Raw genomic sequence first — 21,880 nt, 5'->3', positions numbered from 1 at the left:
GAAGCTGCCTCAAACCATCCTCAATGTCATTCCGCCCCGAAAAATTGCGATGGTCGTTTGACCATGTAGTGATCGTCACAGACAGCAATTTCCAATATAGATCGCCACTCGAAACGGAATGGCCAGAGAGGCAATCCGCAATATCACTGGGGGTGTATGAACGATGACGTTGATCGCGAGCTTCAAGTGGAGGCAGACCTACTTTGCGTTTGGAGACACGTTGGTCACCACCCCGAAGAAAACATACGAAGACACGCCCATACCCACACGAGACCTCCCCAATGAAACCGAGTAGCTGGATGGAAGTGGTCACTGGGTTGCTGGCCTAGCAAGGAAGGTTTTCACGATCGGCCCTCATATCGTCTTCGGGTGGAGCGGGCCGATGGCAAATTTTGAGAAAGCTCTTCGATATCTTTACGCGGCGCCGCTCGATAAACCTTTATCGCTGGAGGATCTAAAAACTATCTTGAATAAAGCGGGACTTCCGACTGATCGAGCATCAGCCTGGTTCGTCAACGCATTTATATGTGATGGAGGTTTGGCAGGATTCAGCCACAACATGCAGAAAATCGCCCAGGAGAAGGACGGCGTAATTTCGGTTGCGGGTTCCGGGGCGCAGACATTCCGAGAGATCCTGGATTTGGACAGCGCCGCCGAGACGGACGGTCTAACCGTCTTTAAACGCACATTAGCCACTCAAGCGCGTTTGCTCCTTGGACAACAACGCCAAGGCCGCCATCTCGACCATGCGTTTGGAGGCGCATTTGAATTCATAGGAAGTGCGAATCATTCATTCGTCAATTTGGATCGTGTGCTAATCGTATTTCGCGACTATTGGGATGTCGGCGAGCAAAATGACGTTCGTAAGGATGTGGACAATGTTTCGCGTGTCGGCAACACTTTCAGCAAAATTGACGCTGCCTACTACATGAGCCACATCGACGATACGCTGGTCGTTGGTCGCTGGTTTCCCGGATCACACAAAATGTTTGCCGCGCCTCGGCCATTTGACGATCAGTTGCCTTCACTGGGTGAAACCTCCTGGTGCGGGGTAGATCAGGTATTGGAGGTTTTAACGCACTATACTGGCAATAGGTCTTCGGTGTTCGATCGGATCCCGGATGAATACGATTTCGAGGTGATAGGGGAAGCAACCCGCGGCACCCTTCCAATGTCGCTCCCGGTGGACTTGGAGAGCGCACTTCGCGAACATATTGGTCAAGAAGCTTAAATGGCCGGACCGCCGTCTCGGGCATAGTTACTGTCCTCCGTAGCCGATTACTTGGCGAGAGATTTGTCTCGTCGGAGGCAGCGTCTAGACCGCCTATCACTTACGGTTTGCCAACTATCGGCTGGTGGAGACTTACCGAGAATGATCGGAAACCTCGCGTTCGGCAGCGCTTTGCGGATTGATACGCGCATGATCAGCCTGATCGCCGAGCCACCTGCCTTTCGATAGAAGTTGTGGTACTTATTAATGGATGTCGTTGTTCTCGGGAGGGGTAGCAATTCATGGTCGTGCACAGGGATATGACTAGCGACGAATGGAAGTGGCTTGTGCGCCTCTGCCAACACGAAGCGGATAGCATTCCGAAGGAAATCGAAGCGCGGTTTACCGAACTTGGTCTGTTCGGGCCGAATGGTCTTTCGGACAATGCCAGGAATCTGGTTCAAAATGAACTGCTGGCAGAGCGGCGGAACAGACTGCAAGGGCTTCACTGAGTGATAATTTTGGACGCCAAGCAGGCGTCCAAGGCGGTGATGTTCATTGCGGCACGGCCCAAGCCGGAAAACCGACTATCTCGGCGGCGGCGTTTCCTAGAGTGGCTATTTGGAGAGCCAATGGCCTCCCCAACAGGTTTTCCGGGTTAGGCTTAGCCCTCGGGTGAAGCTGGCGAAGGTTTGTCAACAAATAACGAAATCTTGATCGACAAGCACAGTTATCGGAATGCCACATCGACCCTAGTTGTCAGGAATACAAGGACACTCTGTGGGCAATGCTGGATGGTCACATGCTACAAACTCGCAAACTATTGGCAGCCATGACAACCGTCTTCGTCATCTCCATGTCGGCATCGTCCTGCACCACGAGCTCACATGACTCGGTGCAAACGGGCTCGGTCGGGTATACCTCTCACAGCGCTGACTTTGCTCTCCGGCCCGCCTGCCGCAATGGATTCGGCAACGATCGTCCGTGCAGCTATTAGCGCTGGAAATGCGGACGCCAGCGCCGTGATAGCTCCATTGGTCGGTGCCGCATCTTTCGGCACGGCACGCTTGTCAGACGGAAAAGTGGAGCCGCCGGCTACAGGCAGTTGGCTGTAATTGCCCAACAATCTCCGCTTGCTCGTGGATTGGGCCATAGGGGAGATGTGGGGCGAAACATTGGCTACCGCCATGACAGCATCAGACTGACTTCGTCCTACGACATAGTGCCAAGGACTCTTTTCTAATAACTGCAAGAACGCCCGTCGCTAGGTCTGAACCCACCCCCGCAGGCTGGGTTAAGCGGGCGACTCTCATGATAGTAACCGTCGCCGATCGACGAAGTCTGGTCGAGGCTTCCGGACGACGTGCAGGCCGAAGTGATCGTGGCAAGGCTGATCAGCGTTCCGGTCGCGATAAAGGCGAAAAATCGGTTCATCTGAGCGTCTCCTTCGAAGGGGCATGGTTTCAGCCCAAGAGGGCAATCTACCACGCGATGACGGGTGTTTGTGAGGATTTAGAGCGGTTGGCCGCCTCGGCGCCCCGCCTAACGCCAATGTGATCGCCTTTCACCTGCCTCCGAGCCATGCACTGTCGCATAACTGTCATGTAAAATTGCCCATTGCGATGGCAGCTTGGGCAAAATATATGCTGCCGGCTAACAAAAAAAAGAATGAGTGAACTGCCATGAGTGCCCTGCATAAACTTTTCAACCGCAATCTCCTGACCCGTTTCGTGGCCGGTCTCGGTGCGGTTCCCCAGCGTTTTCGCGACGCGCGCGAAGAGCGCAAGCCTGCGATCCATCCGTCGTTTATGGATGATTTCGGCGCATAAAGCGCGCCGCGAAGCCGTCTGCGGCTTCTGATCAAGAAATAGGCAAATCCTTCCGGAACTAGGATCAGTCGACAGGCCGGCCTTCGGCGCCTGCGAAACCGTGGAACTGCAGACCAAGCCGGTGAAAACCGTGCCCAGGATGGAGAGGGTATGCCGTGGTCGCCCCCCTCTGCCCTGCCGGGCATCTCCCCCACAGGTGGGGAGATCGGCAAGTGGCTAGGCCTTCCTACCTCTCTTCCGTTGCGTCGTTCTGCGACGCCAATTGTCTGGGGAAACCAGTGCGTCTAGGCGATCTTCCCACCCGTGGGGGTCCGAAGGACGGGTCGAAACCCGCGGCTCGACCCCGGGCCCGACAGGGCAGAGGGGCTGACACGGCACACTCTCCGTTACTCGCCAGCGCAGGACGCGTTCTCTTTCACTCCCTGTTGAGCCGAATGTTGCAGCCGACCGCTGAACGGGTTTTGAGTTCCACCCACGCATCCCGCACATTTTTCTCCCGATGCGCCTCCGCCCTTCCTTTCCGCCGCAATAGCTTCACAATCAACCGACAGAAAGTGGTTCCGGGAAACGACAACTAGGGAATGAAACATGGCGCCGATTCTCTCCAAAACTATTCTGATGACTGCCCTTCTGGCTCTGCCGCTTGGCAGCGCAGCGCCCGCATTGGCGCAGGAAGCAAAGCCGCGCGAGGCGGTGATTTCGGTGACCGGTGATGGCGAATCGGCCATCGCTCCCGATATGGCCGTCGTCAATCTCGCTGTCGTCAAGCAGGCGAAAACCGCCCGCGAAGCGCTCGACGAGAACAACAAGGCGATGAACGAGGTGCTTAAGGCGCTGAAGGACGGCGGCATCGCCGAGCGCGATCTGCAAACCTCAGGCTTTTCCATCCAGCCGCAATACAACTATCCGCAGCCGGTCGATGGCCAGCAACAGCAGCCGCAGCTGATCGGCTACCAGACCATCAATTCGGTCACCGTCAGGCTGCGCGATCTCGCCAAACTCGGCCAGGTGATCGACCAGTCCGTCACCCTCGGTATCAACCAGGGCGGCGACATCCAGTTCACCAACGACAAGCCGGAAGCAGCCCTCGAACAGGCGCGCAAGAATGCCGTCGCCGAGGCCGTCAAGAAGGCGAAGACGTTGAGCGAAGCCGCTGGCGTCAAGCTCGGCCGGATCATCGAGATCAACGAGAACGTCCCTCGCCCGATGCCGCAGCCCGCCTATCGCGCCACGATGATGAAGGAAGCTTCCGACGCTGCCGTTCCCGTCCAGGGCGGCGAGAACAGTTACAATGTCAGCGTCACCGTGACCTTCGCCATCGATCAGTAAGCATGACAGCGCCGCGCGTCCTTCAGACGCGCGGCGCTGTCAAAGAATTACACAAAAAGAAAACCGCCCTTGCCGATCCGGGAGACTGGCAAAGGCGGTCGGTATTCTAGTTGATATCAGCGACGCAGAGCGGGGCAGCCGCGGACGTTGCCGAAGCTTATCTGGTCGGGGCCGCGACGTGTCCAGCCCTGGACGATGACGCGGCGCGGCGTGACGTCGACGACGCGGGCGCGGCGGAAGCCGAAATCGCGGGCCATATCTTCAGCGAGACGCGGATCGCAACCGCGCGGCCGGCGATCGTAGCCCAGAGGCGGACGGTCGTAGCCGGGCGGCGGACGGCGGTAATCCCGCGGCTGATCACGATCCTGATCGCCGATAATGATATTCAACTGCGCGGCGGCAGGCGCCACCGTGCCGGCAAGGGTGCCGGCTGTCAGCATGGCGGCAAGACCCGCCTTTGCCAAAAACTGCATCATCTAAAAACCTTTCGTTTGAAAGTCGGTGCGGCCGAGCCGCCCGCCTATTACTCCGCATTCCGCCGAAGCGTCATTTGGGAATCACCCATACGGGCTAGAGAAGAGACAAGCGAAAGTGTCGCCGTCAAGGCAAAAGCGGCCGGCAAGCGCCGCTTGGACGCTTGCCGCAGGGTGCTTAACGCCGGATCAGCGGGCAGCCGCGGACATTCGCGAAGGTGATCCTGTCCCAGCCGCGACGCTCACGCCCCGCAACGACGACGACGCGCGGCGACATGCGGGTGATGCGGGCATCGCGCAGGCCGAAGTCGCGCGCCTTGCGCACCGCATGCATCGGCGAGCAACCGCGGATCGGACGATGGTATTGCGCTTCGGCGACGAGGTTCGTCTGCGGCCCTGCGGCTGCCGCGGTGGAAGCCGTGACCGGAATGGAGCAGAGGGCGAGCAATGCGGCAAGCGAGGCTTTGGCGAGCAAATGCGTCATGGGGTGTCTCCGTCGATTTGTTCTTTGTCTTTACGCATGTCGTTATCGCGCGACATGCTCGAACTCTCCCTTCAGGGATTGTTTCGACAGTAGACGCTGCAAACTGAATGGCATTCGAACCGCGCATTCAGTTCTCATTCAGAAGGATTAATCCTTTCAGGCACTGAGATGCAGGACGATTTCGCGCCGGTGCGGCCGGTCGCGATGTTCGAACAGATAAAGGCCCTGCCAGGTGCCGAGCATCAGCCGCGCCCTCGCGACGGGGATGCCGATCGAAACCTGAGTGAGCGCCGCCTTGATATGCGCCGGCATGTCGTCCGGCCCCTCGGCCCTATGAACGACCCAGCCCATCGCGGGATCGGAGGCCGACGGCACGAGGCGGCGGAAGAAGGCGAGAAGATCGGTTTGTACGTCGGGATCGGCATTTTCCTGGATCAGCAGCGAACAGGAAGTGTGCCGCACGAAGACGGTGAGAAGCCCCTCCTCCTGCCCGGCCGCTCTGACGAAAGCCTCCGCCTGGTCGGTGAATTCGTAAAGTCCCTGCCCGCGTGTGGCTAGTGTAAGGACCGTCTGCGGCAAGGCGCTCTCCCGTCTCGGAGTGATATCCCCGCGAGTTGGCGCGTCATGGCGGCCAAGTCAATGCCTCGAAAAGCGGGAGCGCCGGCATCAGAGCCTGAGCAGCGTCTCGAAGCCGCCATAGATCATCCGCTTGCCATCGAACGGCATCTGCCATTGGTCGCCTTTGAGCCTGGGATCGGCCATCACCTTGGCATTGATATCGTCGCGCTCCTGCCGCGACCGATAGACGATCCAGGAAAACACCACCACCTCGTCCTCTTTGGCTTGCACGGCGCGAGGAAAGGAGGTCAGCGTGCCATAGGGCACGTCGTCGCCGATGCATTCGACATATTCGAGCGCGCCATATTCCTTCCAGATCGACCCGGCGAAGGCCGAGAATTCCTTATAGGCTTCGATATTCTCCTTCGACACCGCCACGATGAAACCATCGACATAGGACATTGCACGCCTCCTCCATCTATCTCACGCTGACGGGAGAAATAGGAGACCAGTCGGGTAGTTCCAGACCGACCGACCGTTCACCCGATCGAAAGCGGGCTGGCAACACGGCTGTATCGAAATTTACTGATTTATTCTCCACTTATATAATGAACGCCTAAAATTTGACAGTATTGCTCCGCGATCTGGTGTTACCTGACAGCACCCGCCTACGCGGCGTGTGCCCGCGTTCAGGCGTCGACATCAATACAGCTCTTGGAGGATGTATTCATGATCAAACTTGCTTCTATCGGAACAGCCGTCGCCCTTGGTATCGGAGCATTCACCTTCGCGTCTCACGCGAATGCGCTGACGATGAACGAATGCAGCGCCAAATACAAAGCGGCACAAGCGGCCAACAGCCTGAATGGAATGAAGTGGAACGATTTCCGTAAGGCGCAGTGCGGAACCGATGCCGCGGCAGCACCTGCGGCCACAGCACCTGCTGCGGGCGATGCCAAGAACGAAGAGCCGACGATGGCCAATACGGACAATGCATCCGAACCGCCGGCAACCACGACCAAGGCTCCGAAGGGCGTGGTCTTCCCCACTAAGGTCTCGGCGAAATACGCAAGCGAGACCCCGGGTAAGGCGAGAATGCATACCTGTCTCGATCAATACAAAACCGACAAGGCCAATGACAGCCTGGGCGGCCTCACCTGGATCAAGAAGGGCGGCGGCTATTACAGCATCTGCAACAGCAAACTCAAGTCCTGACGTCTTTTCGTTCGGCTATCACAGGCGGCGCCACGCGGCGGCGCCGATCACGATCTACACGGAGGATGCGATGAGTCTCTTTGATAATTTGGGCGGCATGCTGAGCAAGGCGATCAGCAACCATCCGGGCGGCCTCGGCGGACTGATGTCCGATGCCTTTTCCCAATTCGGCGGCCTGGACGGCGTGGTGACGAAACTGAACGACGCCGGCCTCGGGTCGCGTGTCAATTCCTGGCTCGGGCGTGGCGAAAACCAGCCGATCACGCCAGACGAAATCCGTTCCGCACTCTCGAACGAATATCTCGTCTCGCTTGCGCAGAAGCTTGGCGTGCCGACAGACCAGGTGGCGAATATCCTCGCGCAACACCTGCCGGCGGCGGTCGATCAGGCAAGCCCGGACGGGACGATCCGGACGTCCTGAGTCTCAACACACCATAGCGGCCTTCCCTTGGCACGCTTCGGCCCGATCAGGGCCCATTGACCAGCTTGAGGATGAGCTGCTGGATATTTCCGCCGTCGCCGAGTTCTATCTTGTCGAAGTCGCGGCCGCCCTGGCGCTGTCTTTGGGAGATCTCGCCGAGACGCCGGGTCAGCTCGATCCGGATCTTCTTGCAGTCGCGGTCATCGGCAACGGTGAGGCCGATGCTCATCGTCTCGATTTCCCTGACCATTGCCTTGATGGTGTCGCCATGCACCCGCTCATGGGCGTGCACGCCGGCGATGAAGGCGTCCCAGCTGCTTCTAACGGCTGGCGGCAGTGCTGCCGATGGCTTCGGCAGCGTATAGGTTATGATGAGCTTCGGCCGGTTGGTGGTGATGACGCAGGCATTGCCCTGCGGTTCGTATTTCCGGGTCCAGGTCAGCTTGAACGTCGTATGCGCGATCACCCGGCCATTGCCGACCTCAGGTCCACGTGCCCCGATCGATTCATAGAGTTCCGCGCCCGTCTTGCCTGATATCGAATAGGGCCGCACCTCTTCCACAGCCTGCCCATCGGCCAGCGCCACGGCTGGTGCCGATGCGAACACGGTCGCGAGCACACAGGATAGAAAAGCTTTCGTCACGCGCGGTCCCCGCCGAATAATGTTTCGGGCGAACCTAACGGCAGCCGCCGCTGCTTTCAACGCACCAGCCATGCATCAGCCCTGCAGCGTCTTGACCTTGGTCAGGTCGGGGAAGAGCCGCACCCACAGGAGCACGACGATAACAGTGCCGAGCCCGCCGATGATGCCGGTGGCGACGGGACCGAGGGCTGCCGCCATCATGCCGGATTCGAATTCGCCGAGCTGGTTGGAGGTGCCGATGAACAGCGAGTTGACGGCGCTGACGCGGCCACGCATCTCGTCCGGCGTCAGAAGCTGCACCAGCGAGCTGCGCACGACGACGCTGACCGTATCGGACGCGCCGACGACGAGCAGTGCGGCGACGGAAAGCGCGATATTGGTGGAGAGTGCAAAGACGATGGTGGCGACGCCGAATACCGCAACGGCGGCAAGCATTTTGCGCCCAACATTGCTTTCGAGCGGCCGGCGGGCCAGCACGATCGACATGGCGAGCGCGCCGACCGCCGGTGCGGCGCGCAAGAAGCCCAGTCCCCAGGGGCCGGCATGCAGGATATCGCTGGCAAACATCGGCAGCAGCGCGGTTGCGCCACCGAGCAGCACTGCGAAGAGATCGAGCGAGATGGTGCCGAGCATCACCGGCCGGCTGCGGATGAAGGAGACGCCGGCAAAGACCGAGGCAAGCGTCACCGGCTCGCGCTTGGCAGGCGCCCATTGCATGCGGATCGAGATGACGTTGACGCTCGCGACGGCAAAGAGCAGCGCCGACACGGCAAAGGGCGCGACCGGGTTCAGCCCGTAAAGCAGGCCGCCGAGTGACGGGCCGATGATCAGCGCCGTCTGCATCAGCGAAGTGGAGGTTGCGACCGCCTTTTGCAGCATCGAGGCCGGCACGATATTCGGCAGCAGCGCCGCCATGGTCGGCCGCTCGAAGGCGACGACGGCGCCGAGCACCGTGACCGCGACAAGAATGCCGGCTGGCGTCAGCCATTGCTGCCAGGTGGCAACCGCCAGCACCAGCGCCGTCACCGACTCGATCACCTGGCAGACGAGGCCGATGCGCCGCCGGTCGAACCGGTCGGCGACATGGCCGACGACGAAGGTCAGCAGCGCCATCGGCAGGAACTGGCAGAGGCCGACGAGGCCGAGCGCAAAGGCGCTATGCGTCTGGTCATAGATCATCCAGCCCATGGCAATGCCGATGGACTGGAATGCAAGCGAGGAAAACACGCGGGAGGCAGCGAAGTTCAGATAGCCTGGGTGGCGAAGAACGCTCCGCGGGCCTTGGGATATGTCCATTGCGATGTCACCGGCAGGCCGCGGCTGCGCCAGCCTTCTTGGGAGTTCTGGGAAGGTCGGAACGGTGTTCTGCCCCGATACGCTGTTTGTCAATCGGAATGCGCTGGCGCGACCCGGTTACGCCATACGGGGCGCCGCATGACGCAAGCTTAATCCCGGGCGCTTTAGCGCGGCTCACTGTGGATGCTGAGATAGGCGGGATCGAATTCGGCGATTTCCTGCAGGCGCTCCCAATCGACGATGGTGATCGTCCGGTTCTCCCAGGTAAACACCCCCTCGCGCCGCAGCGCCTGCAGCGTCTTGTTCAGATGGACGACGGAAATGCCGAGCACGTCGGCCATCTCGATCTGCGTCAACGGAAATTGGAAGCTGGCGCCCCGCGTCCGCTTGACGACCTGCAAGCGCACGAAAAGCTCGCAGACGAGGTGGGCGATCTGAGCCCGTTTCGAGCGCCGGCCCATGGCGACGATCCATTCCCGGTGAATGGCGCCATCGATCAGAGTATCGAGCCAGAGCAGCCGGGTCAGATGCGGCATGCGCTCGGTGATCGCCCGGAGATCGCCATGATCGGCGAAAGCAACATGACAGGCCGAGAGCGCAACGATGCCGTGATCCATTTTCTTGAGGGGAAAGGCGTGCAGGTCGACGAAATCGCCGGCGACATGCAGCGCGGTGATCTGGCGGCTGCCATCGGCCATCACCTTGTAGCGCGCAGCGAAACCATCGAGCAGCAGCGTGCTGTAGGGCGGGCGGCTGCCTTCGGCGACAATATCCTCTCCGGCAGCAAAGTGCCGGTCCTTGACCAGGATCGACCTGATACGGTTTTCCTCCTCGGTCGACAGCACATCCCGGCTTCCAAGGTTGAGCAGCAGGGCTTCAATCACGGGCTTGTCCGCCGAGTTCGAAAGAGGGGATCATAACGATGCGACCTGTATTTTCTATAGGAATCAATGCCTGGCCTCGGGAACAATTGTCTTCATCTGTAATTTCCCCTGTGACGCACAGGAAAGAACATGGCTCGCTACTTTTTCGATCTGCATAACGGCGAAGGTCCCACACGCGACGAGCACGGCACCGAGCTCAGATCGCGCGAGGACATTCCGAAAGAGGTGACCCGCATCCTGCTGGATGTGGCCCGTGACGAATTGCCCGCGGGTGATCGCGCGATCATCGCCGTCACCGTTCGCAATGAAAGCGGCGACCCGGTGACGGTTGCCAGCCTCGTCTTCAACAATGAATGGCTCGACGTCTTGCGATAGCGGCAGCCTTTCAGGGTTGCCGCCGGTCTCTCCCGCATCAATCCCACTCGGTCGCCGCGACGCTTAGGCTCTTTTTTATGCTGTCGTTCTCCCGGAACTGCTGCACACCTCCGGGCGACATGCATTAAGACCCGCCTCCACCGCCGGCAATTAAATTTGACATAGTCGCGCCATTGCTCTGACCAACATCGCAAGCAGCATTCCGGCTGCGGCTATTTGGCGATTTCCTCGAGAATCAACCGGATTTCCGCTAGCGGCCGCCGGCTTTCGTCGAAGAGTTCCACCGACAGCATGTTCAGAGGTTCCGACGGCAGGCCTTCGGCGGCCATTTCGGCGAGCACGCGCCGCGCCTCCGCTTTGGCGGCCTCGATGGAGGCGAATTCATATCCGGTCTCAGTCGCCCCGACACCATCACGATCGAGGAGCTCAAAGTAGAATTTAGGCACGACACATCCCCTGCTAGAACAAGCTAACGATCCCGCGGGCAACATGTTCCGACTGCCGTGATCAGAAGGTGCCGGCTTCCGGTGAAGCCATTTCCTCGATGCCGTCGACCCGGTCGGGATAGAAGGCGAGATGGCCCTTGATATTGCTGACCGCGGCATTCGGCGCCTCGTACGTCCAGACGGCATTCTTCGACCGATCGCCGCCCGCAATGATACTGTAATAGGCGGCATCGCCCTTATAGGGGCAATGGCTGGTATGGTCGGTGCGCTGCAGCAGCGCCATGTCCACATCCTTGCGCGGAATATACTGCACCGGCGGATAGGAGGCTTCGCGAAGCGTCAGCGCATCGTGGCTATCGGCAATCACCTTGCCGTCAAGCGTGACGACGACGCGGGAGGGATTGTGTTCTACGGTGATCGGATGATCCGGCCCCGGGATCTTGATCGATTTGTCTGACATAGGGTTCGCCTCCAGGAAATGTCGATGCCGTGGAGATAGGGTGGGCATGCGGTTCGTCCAAGGCCTGAAACGCCGGCATCTAGAATTCGAAAAGCGGTGATCTCAGGCTCAGCATCGCCGTTTTCGGCGCCGCCGGCCAGTGACGTGTCAGTGCATCCGCGAGCGTTTCGATCAGCGTGCCGATATCCTCGGCCGCGGAGGCATGCAGGGCCTCGGCAACGATCAGCACCGAGTGCGTCGTCTGCCGCACCGCCGAAAGCCCGCTCTGCCGGTTCGTCCAGCGCCGAGCATGCGCCCTCTCCGCACTGTCTGCGAAAATCACTTCGTTCGGTTCCGGATGTTCGATTTCGCCGCCGAAGGTAAGATAGGTCTCGTGGCCCCCGGCTCGCCGGACCTCGAGATCATCAGTGATCTTCTCGGTGTCGAAGACGGCAATCGGAATGGCGAAGGCGAGCGAAATCGCATTGCAGAGATCGATCAGCGGATGCAGGCGCGGCAGGCCATGCTCCTGGCGGAAGCGGCGCAGCAGCGCTTCGGAGGCCGAGCGATATTGCGTCGGCTTCAGCCCCATTCGGGAAAAACCGCGCCGCCACGCCTGAATTTCAGGAAACTCGCCTTCCGGCGCTGCGGCCAGCCGGGCCTCGGCAATCGCGCCGAAGCTGGCGATCGCCGCCTCGACATCAGCATCCGCATGGATACTTTCCACATGAAGCGCACCGGCGCGAAGCTCCGGAAAGTCCTGCCAGATGGAATCGGAATGACGGAATTGCATGGCCTATCTCCCTCCGGATATTTTCAGCGCCACCCGGCTGTCGGCAAGGGCAAGCCCGAGCACGGCCGCCAGCACGCAGGCGATGCCGGCGATTTGGTTGAGCCCGACCGGCTCGCCGAGGATGAGGAAAGCCAGCATGACGGCGGAAACCGGCGCGAGCGCCGTGAAGAGCGCGGCTTCCGTGCCGCTCACCCTTGCCGCACCGGCATACCAGAGCAGGAAGCCGCCGACAGTCGGCACCAGCGCATAATAGACGACGGCAACGACAGCGCTTGCGGAAATCCCCGGCGCGACAGGCGCTTCGAACACCGCCGGGATGATGGCGACGATGAGGCCGAAGCCGGCCATCAGCGTCGACTGGGCAAGCGGCGGGATCTCCGCCCTCAGCCTCTTGTTCAGCAGGATGAACAGCCCTTCGCAAACGACGGCGCAGAAGATCAGCGCATTGCCGGAGAATGATCCGCCTGAAGCATCCGGGCTGAAGGCGATCGAAAACACGCCTGCCGTCGCCAGCGCCACTGCAACAAGCAGGGCGGGCTTCGGCCGTTCGCCAAGCAGCAGGATGGAGATCGCCGCCGACACCACCGGCAGGGTGCCGATGATCACGCCGGCATCGGCCGCCGAGGTCAGGCTCAGGCCGGAAATCAGCAGCGTCGTATAACCGACGCTGCCGGCGCCGGCCTGAATGACGAGGATGAGGCAATCTTTCTTGGAGAGTTTCGGCAGCCGCACGCCGGTCACGCGCATCGCCACCAGCAAGATGGGAAAAGCCAGCGCGAAACGCAACGCAGTGGCACTGAACGGCGGCAAGCCGGACGCAATCAGCTTGCTGGCAATCACCGTGCTTCCCACAGTCAGCATGGCCAGCGCCAGATAGAAATACCCGTGAGCCTGTCTCGACATTCAACGTCTCCTGTTGGACGCGCCGAGGAAACAGCAGGGACGTGTTTGGGTCTTGAACGAAATTGCAGGCGCGGGGTCTTTACATAAAGCCGCCGGCATAGAGGCGCGGTGACAGGCCGTATTTGCGCACGAAAACCCGCGTCATGTGGCTCTGGTCGGCAAAGCCGCTGGCAAAGGCCGCTTCCGCAAGCGGCGTTCCCTGAGCGATCAGCCGCCGTGCGATATGAATGCGGGCCTGGACGAGATAGGCATGCGGCGTCAATCCCGTCGCCTTGGCAAAACCGCGCAGCACCTGGAAGCGGCTGAGCCCGCTTTCCCGGGAGAGATCGGTCAGCGACACGGCGGCAAGAGGATCGTCATCGATCAGATCGCGGGCCGCGCGGATCGACGCCGGTACCGGCGGCCGTTCTTCGGCGTCGCCGCGCTCGCGCATGACATCGGCGACGAGTTGCAGAAGCAACTCCTCGCGGAGCAGGCCATCGGCCGCTCCGCCACCAGTCACCGCGCGAAACAACATCTCGAAGCGGGAGGCGATCGCCGCATTACGCATGACCGGATAGGGGATTTCCGATCGCCCTACCCCGCCGTCGCTGATCTCTCGCTGGAGATCGGTGACGATGGCGGGATCGAAATAGAGGATGCGCCACGACCGCCGCTGACCGATCGGCGCCCCGTCATGCACCTCGTTCGGATTGACGGTGATGATGTCGCCGGCCTTAGCCTCCACCATACCGCGGCCGCTCAGTGACGACTGCGCGCCGGCGGAAATCAGCCCGATGCCGAACTGCTCATGTGTGTGCCGGGCGAAACTCAGATGCGTTTCCGCTTCCACCGCTTCGACGCCAGTCAGCGCTGAGCGCAACATCCTGAACTGGTTTTTCGCCATCATCTGCCCGCAGATCCGATCGCCGGCCACTCTGCCAGCCGCAGAGCATCGACGCAATCGACCTAGAAGAACTCGTCGAGCAGCTGATAATAATCCAGCCTGGCCGGATCCGTGGCCGGCATGCCGTAACCATCGAGGAAGGTCTGCACCAGCGCCTCGCCGAAATTAGAGGCGATGCTGCGGCAGGCAAGCGCGATATCCTGATAGCCGTCGGCGACACCAAGCCGGCTGCAGTCGATATAGCCGGAAAAACCCTCTGCCGAAGCGATGAAATTCGGCAGACAGGCATCGCCATGGGTGACGACGAGATCCTCGCCGCCCGGCTTTCTGCTTTCGAGTTCGGCAAACAGGGCCTCGGCACTTTTCCCAAGCCGCGTCTCGCCGAAATCGGTCTCGACGACGATGCCGGCCAGCATCCGCGCTTTCGCCACCGCTATGCGGCTCTCCAGCCGGTGATCGAAGGGGCAGGATGCGATCGGCAGACGATGCAAGTCAAGAAGGGCCGCCGCCAGCAGTTCGACCCGTGCTAGCGGCGTCAGCGCCGATGCGCTGGCAAGATCATTCCCGGGCAGCGCGCTGATCAGCAGCCGGTTGCGCCCGCCGTCGCTCTCGCGGGCGATCACGTCAGGGCATGGCAAACCGCAGCCCTTGAGCCAGCTCAGCCGGGCTGCTTCATCGGCAAGCTCGCCGAATGGCCCCATTGCCTCGACCTTAAGGTAGAGGACCGGCAAGCCCTCCCCTTCCAGCCGGAAGACGCTTGCTGCGGAACGACCCAGCGCATCCCGCTCCATCCGGTAGCCGGACAGCCGTGCGCCAAGCGATCCAGCCGGCAATCTCTCAGAAAATGTCAATGAATGGTGCCGGCAGGCGCGGCTTCGAGAAGGATTTCGAACGCCTCTTCCAGAGCCGCCACCAGAATATCGGTCAGCTCGTCGCCCTTGTTCTCCAGGAACAGTGCGCTCACGGCTTCATCCTGACGATCAAGAAAATGCTCGATCTCGTTCGACATATCATTGTCCTCTTCTGCACCGTATCATCACGGCCATGAGGAGAGGCTAGATGCGGTTCCTTGCGCGTGGCTTATTGCCGATGAGACGCGATCCCATCGCGAGGACTAGTCACGAATATCATACTTCGCATACTGACTGCGGGGGATCAACCCGCCAACTTCGTGGGCAAACGACACGACTTTCGTCGCTCCCTCATCTAACTCGCACCGGAAACGAACGTGGTACCAGCCTTTGGTTGTGCCAAAGGCCGCATCGTCCACGTTGAGAATGCTGCCGGCTCGCAACCCAAAACTGGGCAATGAGAAGGGGAAATAAGGCGGCGAACCGTGAACAAGTTGGGCCTGAAGCTCGGTGGCGCATAGCGTGGCCACTCGATTTTTACGTGGAAGGCCATCGATGGCAGTTTGCGCAATCAAACTGCCACCGTCCGTCTGTGAAAACAGCGTTTTCGCTTTGGGTAGATCGCTATTTTTAGCAATCGGTTTCGACGTCTCAGCAGTCTTTTGCTCAGGCGGTTTGGTCTGCTCGATAGTCGTATTGGCTTCGCCAGACACGTCTGCCGGCGGCCCATTGCGTTCCGGAGAAACGTCCGTCGTCGCAACCTCAGGAAGCTTCACATCATCTGGCACGGGTTTCGATGGAGGCTCGTCCGTTTTGGGTTTTTCGACCGCAGCCTTTGCAGGCACCTGCTCCGGTTCGATATCCTGCGGCGGCGGGGTCGTTGCGGGTTTGGTTTCACCCTGAGAAGAATTTCCCGTGAACGACTTTTCGGGGCCGCTATTCTTGTCGCCAAACTCGATGACCGGGCGGAGAGTCGGCATCGGCTTCGCTTGCTCGGGAGCTTTCTTAGCCTCCGGTGGAGGTGGAGGTGGAGGTGGAGGTGGAGGTGGAGGTGGCGGCGGCGGTTGCTTCTTCGCCTGTTCCGGCGGCTTCGGCGCCGGTGGTTTTTCCTCGGGCTTGGGCTCCGGCTTCTTCTCCTCCGGCGGCGGAACGAGCTCGACCTTCACGCTTTCGTCTTCGGCAGGTTTCGGCTCGATCTTCGGCAGCCCAAAGATTAGAAGCGCGACAAGGGGAACATGCAGAAGCACGGACGCGACGACACCCCAGCGGATTTCGGGCCGCTGCTTTCTCGTTTCGTGCTGCGTTTCCGCCGGTACAACGTCTTCTTCTGTCACAGCAGCGATGTGGCCTTTAAAGCGGGCAGCATCAAGCCACAAAAGAAAAAAACCGCGTGATCGCAGCAGCGATTGAAGTCATTGGTCGGCAGCCCCGTCGTCGGCCACCAGATCATGCGCCTGCCATTCACCTTGCGGAATGGCATCGCCGACCAGAAAGGCAAAGGACATAACCTTGCCGGAGCCGGCATCGAGCCCGCATTGGAACTGAATGTTGTACCACGCCCTCTTGCTACGGAAGGCGCCGCCTCTCACCTCGACGCTGTTGCTGCTGACCTTCTCCGGCGCCATCGCAAAGGGGGCGACCGTATCCGGCCGCATATCCGGCCGCGCGCGGCGCACCTGCTCCAGCGCCTCGAGGTCGCAGAGCTGCAGATTGCGCTCGCCGCCAGCAAGGCCACGCAACGCCTCGCGGGCGCGCCGGCTGCGCGGATCGGCAAGCACTTTGTCGGAAAAAAGCCGGCTTGCCGCGACGAATTCAGCCGGCTTTGGCACCAGTGGAGCGATTGGTGTCACAGAAGGCATTGCCGCAGCAGCCGGATTATTCGCAACCGGCGCATCCCGCTCGGCCTGGGGCTTTGCCTGTTCCGGCGAAGGCGCCTTGACGAGCTCGGGCGTTTTCAGCGATTCCACGGGCTGCGGAACGATCTCCACCGAGAAACCGTCATCGGGCAATGGTGGCGGCTCGGCCTTCGGCAACAACAGCAGAAGAAGCAGGAGCGCAGCGGCATGCAACGCAAACGACGCAGCCGCGCCCCGCTGGATCCCGCCATCCCATTTGCCCGCCGCCAGTTCCATCGGTCAGCTAGCGGCAATCGGACGATCGATGACGATCATGAAACTGAGGAGCGCGTTCATCATGAAGTTTGCCGAAAAATCGGGCCGGTAGCCCTGCCGCGGAATTTGAAGCACGACCTGACACTGTCAGCACAGCCGAAGCCATGCAACAGGCAAAATACACAATCATTAATTGCATTCAGCCGAGCGAGCCGATAAGATCCCGATAGGCCGCTTCCGGGAATGCCTTCAGCGTCTCGGTCCGCACATTGCCGCCCATGGCGAGCGAGAGCGTAAAATGCGCCATCACCGCGTCATCGGGCGCCTCGCAGACGGCAACCATGTCATGCCCGCCCATCGTCAGGAAGAACTGGTTGAAGGAGCCGCCGACGCCGGCGAGCAATTTCTTCGCCGCGTCCAGCCGCTTTGTCGAGTCGCGAACGTTGCGAATGCCCTGATCCGTCCAATCGATCAAAAGAATGTAAGTGGTCACGTCGCACCTCCCAACGGAGGATTGGCCTACGCAAGCCTACGTCGACCTCGTTCGCGCGTCGCGATCGATCCTTCCCCCGTGGGTCGGGATTATAGCCTTGTCACCACTAAGGGACAAGAAAGCCATCGTGATCATTGGTGTTAATCACAAAAGCAAAAGCCGGGCATGAAGCCCGGCTTTTCCAATCATAACGGCGCCGTCGAAGCTTTAGCTGTCGAGGAACGAGCGCAGCTTTCTCGAGCGGCTCGGATGCTTGAGTTTGCGCAGCGCCTTCGCTTCGATCTGGCGGATACGTTCGCGGGTGACCGAGAATTGCTGGCCGACCTCTTCGAGCGTGTGGTCGGTGTTCATGCCGATGCCGAAGCGCATGCGCAGAACACGCTCTTCGCGCGGAGTCAGCGAGGCGAGGACACGGGTCGTCGTCTCGCGCAGGTTCGCCTGGATGGCGGCGTCGATCGGCAGCAGTGCGTTCTTGTCCTCGATGAAATCGCCGAGATGCGAATCCTCTTCATCGCCCACCGGGGTCTCGAGCGAGATCGGCTCCTTGGCGATCTTCAAGACCTTACGGACCTTTTCGAGCGGCATGGCGAGCTTTTCGGCCAGTTCTTCCGGCGTCGGCTCGCGGCCGATCTCATGCAGCATCTGGCGCGATGTGCGGACGATCTTGTTGATCGTCTCGATCATGTGCACCGGAATGCGGATCGTGCGGGCCTGGTCGGCGATCGAACGGGTGATCGCCTGGCGGATCCACCATGTCGCATAGGTCGAGAACTTGTAACCGCGGCGGTATTCGAACTTGTCGACCGCCTTCATCAGGCCGATATTGCCTTCCTGAATGAGGTCGAGGAACTGCAGGCCGCGGTTCGTGTATTTCTTGGCGATGGAGATGACGAGGCGAAGGTTCGCTTCGACCATTTCCTTTTTGGCGATGCGCGCTTCGCGCTCGCCCTTCTGCACCATATGCACGATGCGGCGGAATTCCGAGATCGAAATACCGGTTTCCGTCGCCAAGTTTTGGATTTCCTGGCGGATGTCGCGGATCGTCGTGTTTTCGCCCCTGGCGAATTCCTTCCAGCCGCGGGCGGCCAGATTGCCGATCGACTTCATCCAGTTCGGATCGAGCTCGGCGCCCTGATACTGCTCAAGGAAGGAGTCGCGCTTGACGCCGTAGGATTCGGCCAGACGCAGCAGGCGGCCCTCGTTGGAAACAAGGCGCTTGTTGATATCGTAAAGCTGCTCGACCAAGGCGTCGATGCGGTTCTGGTTCAACGACAGCGACTTGACGGCCTTGATCAGCTCGTCCTTGAGCTCCTTGTAGCGGCGCTCCTGGGCGGTCGACAGCGTGCCGGATGCCGACAGGCGCTGCTCGACCTGCTGGTCCTGCAGCTTGCGCAGCTTCTTGTAGGTCTCGGCGATCGTATCCAGCGTCTCCATCACCTGCGGGCGAAGCTCGGCTTCCATCGCCGCCAGCGAAAGGTTGGATTCGTCCTCGTCCTCTTCCTCCTCCTCGGGGGGCAGGCCCTCGCCGCCGACATCGGTAATGTCGTCGTCGCCGGAGCGGGCGCGGCGGGTCTTTTCCTTCTCTTCGGCGGCCTTGCGGTCGGCCTCGATCTTCTCGGGGCTCTGGAACTGCGGCGCAGCCTTGGCTTCAGGACCGGAATAGGTCGTTTCGAGATCGATGATCTCGCGCAACAGCGTCGTGCCTTCGTTGAGTTCGTCGCGCCAGATGATGATCGCCTGGAAGGTCAGCGGGCTTTCGCAGAGGCCTGCGATCATCGTTTCGCGGCCGGCCTCGATGCGCTTGGCGATGGCGATTTCGCCCTCGCGGGAAAGAAGCTCCACCGAGCCCATCTCGCGCAGGTACATGCGCACCGGATCATCGGTACGGTCAGTCGGTTCTTTCTTCTTGGCGGTAGCAAGCGCCGTGCCGCTCGAAGGCGCGAGTTCGCCGCCTTCGCTCTCCTCGTCGGAACTGGCGTCGTCATCATCGCCGCCGCTGGAAGCACCGGCTTCCTCGGCTTCTTCGTCCTCGATGACGTTGATGCCCATATCCGAAAGCATCGACATCGTGTCTTCGATCTGCTCGGACGTGACTTCCTCGGACGGCAGGACAGCATTGAGCTCGTCCATCGTCACATAGCCGCGCTTCTTGGCGGCCTTGATCATCTTCTTGACCGCGTCGTCGGAAAGATCGAGAAGAGGGCCGTCGGTTGCGCTGTCGCGTTCGACTTCCGCGTCTTCGTTCTCTTTGACCTTGGTTGCCATTTATATCGTCGCCTTCCTGACGCTATCCAATCTCGCTGCGGTAATGGGCCGTCTCAGGGCCGGACGCGTCGCTCGCGCCGCCCTCGAATCACCATTGCCCACCTAACGGGATGACATTTAAAGCCTGATTAACCACGATCGCCGGCACCGGACAGCAAAGCTTTCTTGCCTTTGGATTTCCGGCAATGGTTGCGCGATCCGCCTTGACCCAGTTCACCGTTTCAACAAGTCGAACGGTGATTCCCACATTTTTTGCTCTCGTCAAGCTTTTCCACAAAAAAAGCTCACGAAAAATCGGAAAAAGCCTTATCCACAGGCTTTGAACCGCGGCAGCGATTGCGAACCCCTTATTTAAGACGCGGCGAACAAAAGACAAGGGCAGCAAAGATTTTGCGCGCCGCGCCAGTTATTCGCGCTATTTTTGCAGTCCTATCGTTGATCTATTCGCCTCTGTCCGGACGAATCTTTGTTACTTTGCCTCGCCATCATAGGCCGTCACCTTCAGCGCGCCGAGATCGACCGCGGGAATACAGCGCAGATTGATCGAAGCCATCGCCGCACCGTCCGGGGCCACGCCTTCGCCGAACGGCGCGATGCCGCAATTGGCGCAGAAGTGATGCCGGATGACATGCCTGTTGAATGTATAGGTCGAAGGATCGGCTTCGGGTGTCTTCAGCACCAGCTTGTCGCGCGGCACGAAGGCCAGAAGCCCGCCCCGCCGGCAGAGCGAACAGTTGCAATCGATAGCCTCGGTGAATTCACCTTCGACCTCGAAAGCGACCTTGCCGCAATGGCAGCTTCCTTCATAGAGCATTTTGTCCTCCTCACATCCAATCCATAACGACTTTGCCGGAGTTGCCCGACCGCATCGCCTCGAAACCGTCGCGAAATTCGCCGATCTTGATACGGTGGGTGATGATCGGCGCAAGGTCGAGACCACCTTGGACGAAGGCGATCATCTTGTACCAGGTCTCGAACATTTCGCGGCCATAGATGCCCTTGAGATTGAGCATCTTGAAGATCACTTTGTTCCAGTCGATCTCGAAGCCCGCCGGCGCAATGCCGAGAATGGCGATTTTGCCGCCATTGTTCATCTTGTCGATCATGTCGCGGAAGGCGGGTGCGGCGCCCGACATTTCAAGCCCGACGTCGAAACCTTCGGTCATGCCGATCGCCTTCATCACATCGGCGAGATTTTCGTTCGATGCGTCGACAACGTGGTCGATCCCGAGCTTGCGCGCCAGCGCCAGCCGGTGCGGATTGATATCGGTGATCACAACCTTTCGGGCGCCGGACCGTTTGGCGACGAGCGCGCCCATGATGCCGATCGGCCCGGCGCCGGTGACAAGCACGTCCTCGCCGACCAGATCGAAGGAAAGCGCGGTGTGCACCGCATTGCCGAACGGATCGAAGATCGCGGCGATCTCGTCGGATATATCCTCCGGGATCGCCACCACATTGCTTTCGGGAATGCAGACGAACTCGCCGAACGAACCCGGCCGGTTGACGCCGACGCCGAGCGTGTTGCGGCAGAGATGGCCACGGCCGGCCCGGCAGTTGCGGCACTTGCCGCAGACGATATGGCCCTCGCCGGAAACCCGCTCGCCGACATGATAGCGGGTGACCGCCGAACCGATCTCGGCGATCTCGCCTGAGAATTCATGGCCGACGACCATCGGCACCGGAATGGTCTTCTGCGCCCACTGATCCCAGTTCCAGATATGCACGTCGGTGCCGCAGATCGCCGATTTTTTCACCCGGATCAGCACGTCGTTCGGCCCGACCTCCGGCACCGGCACATTCTCCATCCAGAGCCCGACTTCGGCCTTCGACTTGACCAGCGCCTTCATCATGTTCGACATCGACAATATCCCGCCCTTGTTCTGGTTCCGGACCTTGCGACTCCCTCTTCTCCCACCGGGGAGAAGGTGCCCGTAGGGCGGATGAGGGGGCCACACGGCACGCCATGACTTTAC

Annotated in this window: 30 protein-coding genes; 8 read left to right on the top strand and 22 right to left on the bottom strand. The window is 60.3% G+C overall.

Annotated features, from left to right (window positions below):
- Positions 1–382: 382 nt before the first annotated feature.
- The 3 genes from HJB89_RS10640 (at position 383) to HJB89_RS33185 (ending at position 2,207) form a co-directional block, all read left to right on the top strand.
- Complete coding sequence (locus HJB89_RS10640; protein WP_221149724.1) at positions 383–1,231, top strand: hypothetical protein; 849 nt, start codon at positions 383–385, stop codon at positions 1,229–1,231.
- A 281-nt stretch (positions 1,232–1,512) separates the two neighbouring features.
- Positions 1,513–1,722 carry a hypothetical protein gene (locus HJB89_RS10635; RefSeq protein ID WP_207581200.1) on the top strand — a complete coding sequence of 70 codons (210 nt, stop codon included), beginning with the start codon at positions 1,513–1,515 and terminating at the stop codon, positions 1,720–1,722.
- A gap of 290 nt (positions 1,723–2,012) precedes the next feature.
- Positions 2,013–2,207 (top strand): hypothetical protein, encoded by a 195-nt coding sequence (locus HJB89_RS33185; protein ID WP_259671359.1) that lies wholly within the window; start codon positions 2,013–2,015, stop codon positions 2,205–2,207.
- Positions 2,208–2,449: 242 nt separating this feature from the next.
- Here the strand turns inward: HJB89_RS33185 and HJB89_RS10630 are convergent, their stop codons facing one another.
- On the bottom strand, positions 2,450–2,644 hold the full coding sequence (locus HJB89_RS10630) for a hypothetical protein (RefSeq protein ID WP_207581201.1): 195 nt from the start codon (positions 2,642–2,644) through the stop codon (positions 2,450–2,452).
- 248 nt (positions 2,645–2,892) lie between these two features.
- On the opposite strand from HJB89_RS10630, the gene HJB89_RS10625 reads away from it, so the two are divergent.
- Both HJB89_RS10625 and HJB89_RS10620 read left to right on the top strand, forming a co-directional pair.
- Positions 2,893–3,039, top strand: coding sequence for a hypothetical protein (locus tag HJB89_RS10625; RefSeq protein ID WP_221132116.1), 147 nt, complete (start codon positions 2,893–2,895; stop codon positions 3,037–3,039).
- Between the two features lie 588 nt (positions 3,040–3,627).
- On the top strand, positions 3,628–4,368 hold the full coding sequence (locus tag HJB89_RS10620) for an SIMPL domain-containing protein (protein WP_221115826.1): 741 nt from the start codon (positions 3,628–3,630) through the stop codon (positions 4,366–4,368).
- Positions 4,369–4,484: 116 nt separating this feature from the next.
- On the opposite strand, the gene HJB89_RS10615 is transcribed toward HJB89_RS10620, so the two are convergent.
- The 4 genes from HJB89_RS10615 to HJB89_RS10600 form a co-directional block, all read right to left on the bottom strand.
- On the bottom strand, positions 4,485–4,844 hold the full coding sequence (locus HJB89_RS10615; RefSeq protein ID WP_207581203.1) for a hypothetical protein: 360 nt from the start codon (positions 4,842–4,844) through the stop codon (positions 4,485–4,487).
- Between the two features lie 175 nt (positions 4,845–5,019).
- Entirely contained in the window at positions 5,020–5,325 is a 306-nt protein-coding gene (locus tag HJB89_RS10610; protein ID WP_207581204.1) for a hypothetical protein, read from the bottom strand.
- 156 nt (positions 5,326–5,481) lie between these two features.
- Positions 5,482–5,904 (bottom strand): secondary thiamine-phosphate synthase enzyme YjbQ, encoded by a 423-nt coding sequence (locus HJB89_RS10605; protein WP_207581205.1) that lies wholly within the window; start codon positions 5,902–5,904, stop codon positions 5,482–5,484.
- Between the two features lie 87 nt (positions 5,905–5,991).
- The gene (locus tag HJB89_RS10600) at positions 5,992–6,345 is read right to left on the bottom strand and encodes a DUF1428 domain-containing protein (protein WP_221149722.1); all 354 of its coding nucleotides are present in this window, start codon (positions 6,343–6,345) and stop codon (positions 5,992–5,994) included.
- 267 nt (positions 6,346–6,612) lie between these two features.
- Here HJB89_RS10600 and HJB89_RS10595 point away from each other — a divergent pair, with 267 nt between their 5' ends.
- Both HJB89_RS10595 and HJB89_RS10590 read left to right on the top strand, forming a co-directional pair.
- On the top strand, positions 6,613–7,098 hold the full coding sequence (locus HJB89_RS10595) for a hypothetical protein (protein ID WP_207581207.1): 486 nt from the start codon (positions 6,613–6,615) through the stop codon (positions 7,096–7,098).
- Positions 7,099–7,168: 70 nt separating this feature from the next.
- Positions 7,169–7,519 carry a YidB family protein gene (locus HJB89_RS10590; RefSeq protein WP_209883224.1) on the top strand — a complete coding sequence of 117 codons (351 nt, stop codon included), beginning with the start codon at positions 7,169–7,171 and terminating at the stop codon, positions 7,517–7,519.
- A 46-nt stretch (positions 7,520–7,565) separates the two neighbouring features.
- Here HJB89_RS10590 and HJB89_RS10585 read toward each other — a convergent pair whose 3' ends face one another.
- The 3 genes from HJB89_RS10585 to HJB89_RS10575 form a co-directional block, all read right to left on the bottom strand.
- Complete coding sequence (locus HJB89_RS10585; RefSeq protein WP_311044369.1) at positions 7,566–8,162, bottom strand: DUF922 domain-containing protein; 597 nt, start codon at positions 8,160–8,162, stop codon at positions 7,566–7,568.
- A 75-nt stretch (positions 8,163–8,237) separates the two neighbouring features.
- Positions 8,238–9,458, bottom strand: a complete 1,221-nt coding sequence (locus HJB89_RS10580) for an MFS transporter (protein ID WP_221149719.1) — start codon at positions 9,456–9,458, stop codon at positions 8,238–8,240.
- 164 nt (positions 9,459–9,622) lie between these two features.
- The gene (locus HJB89_RS10575) at positions 9,623–10,342 is read right to left on the bottom strand and encodes a Crp/Fnr family transcriptional regulator (protein ID WP_221132118.1); all 720 of its coding nucleotides are present in this window, start codon (positions 10,340–10,342) and stop codon (positions 9,623–9,625) included.
- 129 nt (positions 10,343–10,471) lie between these two features.
- On the opposite strand from HJB89_RS10575, the gene HJB89_RS10570 reads away from it, so the two are divergent.
- Entirely contained in the window at positions 10,472–10,717 is a 246-nt protein-coding gene (locus tag HJB89_RS10570) for a DUF6894 family protein (protein ID WP_007629945.1), read from the top strand.
- 212 nt (positions 10,718–10,929) lie between these two features.
- Here the strand turns inward: HJB89_RS10570 and HJB89_RS10565 are convergent, their stop codons facing one another.
- The 14 genes from HJB89_RS10565 to tdh form a co-directional block, all read right to left on the bottom strand.
- Positions 10,930–11,163 (bottom strand): DUF6894 family protein, encoded by a 234-nt coding sequence (locus tag HJB89_RS10565; RefSeq protein WP_221115831.1) that lies wholly within the window; start codon positions 11,161–11,163, stop codon positions 10,930–10,932.
- 61 nt (positions 11,164–11,224) lie between these two features.
- On the bottom strand, positions 11,225–11,623 hold the full coding sequence (locus HJB89_RS10560; RefSeq protein WP_221115832.1) for a DUF427 domain-containing protein: 399 nt from the start codon (positions 11,621–11,623) through the stop codon (positions 11,225–11,227).
- Positions 11,624–11,702: 79 nt separating this feature from the next.
- Complete coding sequence (locus HJB89_RS10555; protein WP_207581215.1) at positions 11,703–12,395, bottom strand: B3/4 domain-containing protein; 693 nt, start codon at positions 12,393–12,395, stop codon at positions 11,703–11,705.
- Between the two features lie 3 nt (positions 12,396–12,398).
- Positions 12,399–13,298: a DMT family transporter gene (locus HJB89_RS10550; protein WP_221149717.1), complete on the bottom strand. Its 900-nt coding sequence runs from the start codon at positions 13,296–13,298 to the stop codon at positions 12,399–12,401.
- 79 nt (positions 13,299–13,377) lie between these two features.
- Complete coding sequence (locus tag HJB89_RS10545) at positions 13,378–14,184, bottom strand: AraC family transcriptional regulator (RefSeq protein WP_221150001.1); 807 nt, start codon at positions 14,182–14,184, stop codon at positions 13,378–13,380.
- A gap of 62 nt (positions 14,185–14,246) precedes the next feature.
- Positions 14,247–15,035 (bottom strand): APH(3') family aminoglycoside O-phosphotransferase, encoded by a 789-nt coding sequence (locus HJB89_RS10540; RefSeq protein ID WP_221149715.1) that lies wholly within the window; start codon positions 15,033–15,035, stop codon positions 14,247–14,249.
- A complete protein-coding gene (locus HJB89_RS10535) occupies positions 15,032–15,193 on the bottom strand; it encodes a hypothetical protein (RefSeq protein ID WP_221149713.1) in 162 nt (53 codons plus the stop codon). The genes HJB89_RS10540 and HJB89_RS10535 overlap by 4 nt, the downstream gene beginning before the upstream one ends.
- Positions 15,194–15,298: 105 nt before the next feature.
- Complete coding sequence (locus tag HJB89_RS10530) at positions 15,299–16,411, bottom strand: DUF930 domain-containing protein (RefSeq protein ID WP_221149712.1); 1,113 nt, start codon at positions 16,409–16,411, stop codon at positions 15,299–15,301.
- 36 nt (positions 16,412–16,447) lie between these two features.
- Entirely contained in the window at positions 16,448–17,167 is a 720-nt protein-coding gene (locus HJB89_RS10525) for a DUF930 domain-containing protein (RefSeq protein WP_221139695.1), read from the bottom strand.
- Between the two features lie 178 nt (positions 17,168–17,345).
- Positions 17,346–17,639 (bottom strand): GYD domain-containing protein, encoded by a 294-nt coding sequence (locus tag HJB89_RS10520; protein WP_064839863.1) that lies wholly within the window; start codon positions 17,637–17,639, stop codon positions 17,346–17,348.
- A gap of 207 nt (positions 17,640–17,846) precedes the next feature.
- A complete protein-coding gene (rpoD, locus tag HJB89_RS10515) occupies positions 17,847–19,904 on the bottom strand; it encodes an RNA polymerase sigma factor RpoD (protein ID WP_207581222.1) in 2,058 nt (685 codons plus the stop codon).
- Positions 19,905–19,992: 88 nt separating this feature from the next.
- The gene (locus HJB89_RS10510; RefSeq protein ID WP_221115837.1) at positions 19,993–20,289 is read right to left on the bottom strand and encodes a hypothetical protein; all 297 of its coding nucleotides are present in this window, start codon (positions 20,287–20,289) and stop codon (positions 19,993–19,995) included.
- A gap of 84 nt (positions 20,290–20,373) precedes the next feature.
- Positions 20,374–20,718, bottom strand: coding sequence for a GFA family protein (locus HJB89_RS10505; protein ID WP_221149711.1), 345 nt, complete (start codon positions 20,716–20,718; stop codon positions 20,374–20,376).
- Between the two features lie 10 nt (positions 20,719–20,728).
- The gene (gene tdh, locus HJB89_RS10500) at positions 20,729–21,766 is read right to left on the bottom strand and encodes an L-threonine 3-dehydrogenase (RefSeq protein WP_207581225.1); all 1,038 of its coding nucleotides are present in this window, start codon (positions 21,764–21,766) and stop codon (positions 20,729–20,731) included.
- Positions 21,767–21,880: the final 114 nt, after the last annotated feature.

The sequence above is a fragment of the Rhizobium sp. NZLR8 genome, assembly GCF_019685025.1.
Taxonomy (GTDB): domain Bacteria; phylum Pseudomonadota; class Alphaproteobacteria; order Rhizobiales; family Rhizobiaceae; genus Rhizobium.
Note: the sequence above shows the minus strand (reverse complement) of the source record. Positions and strands in the feature narration are given on the sequence as shown.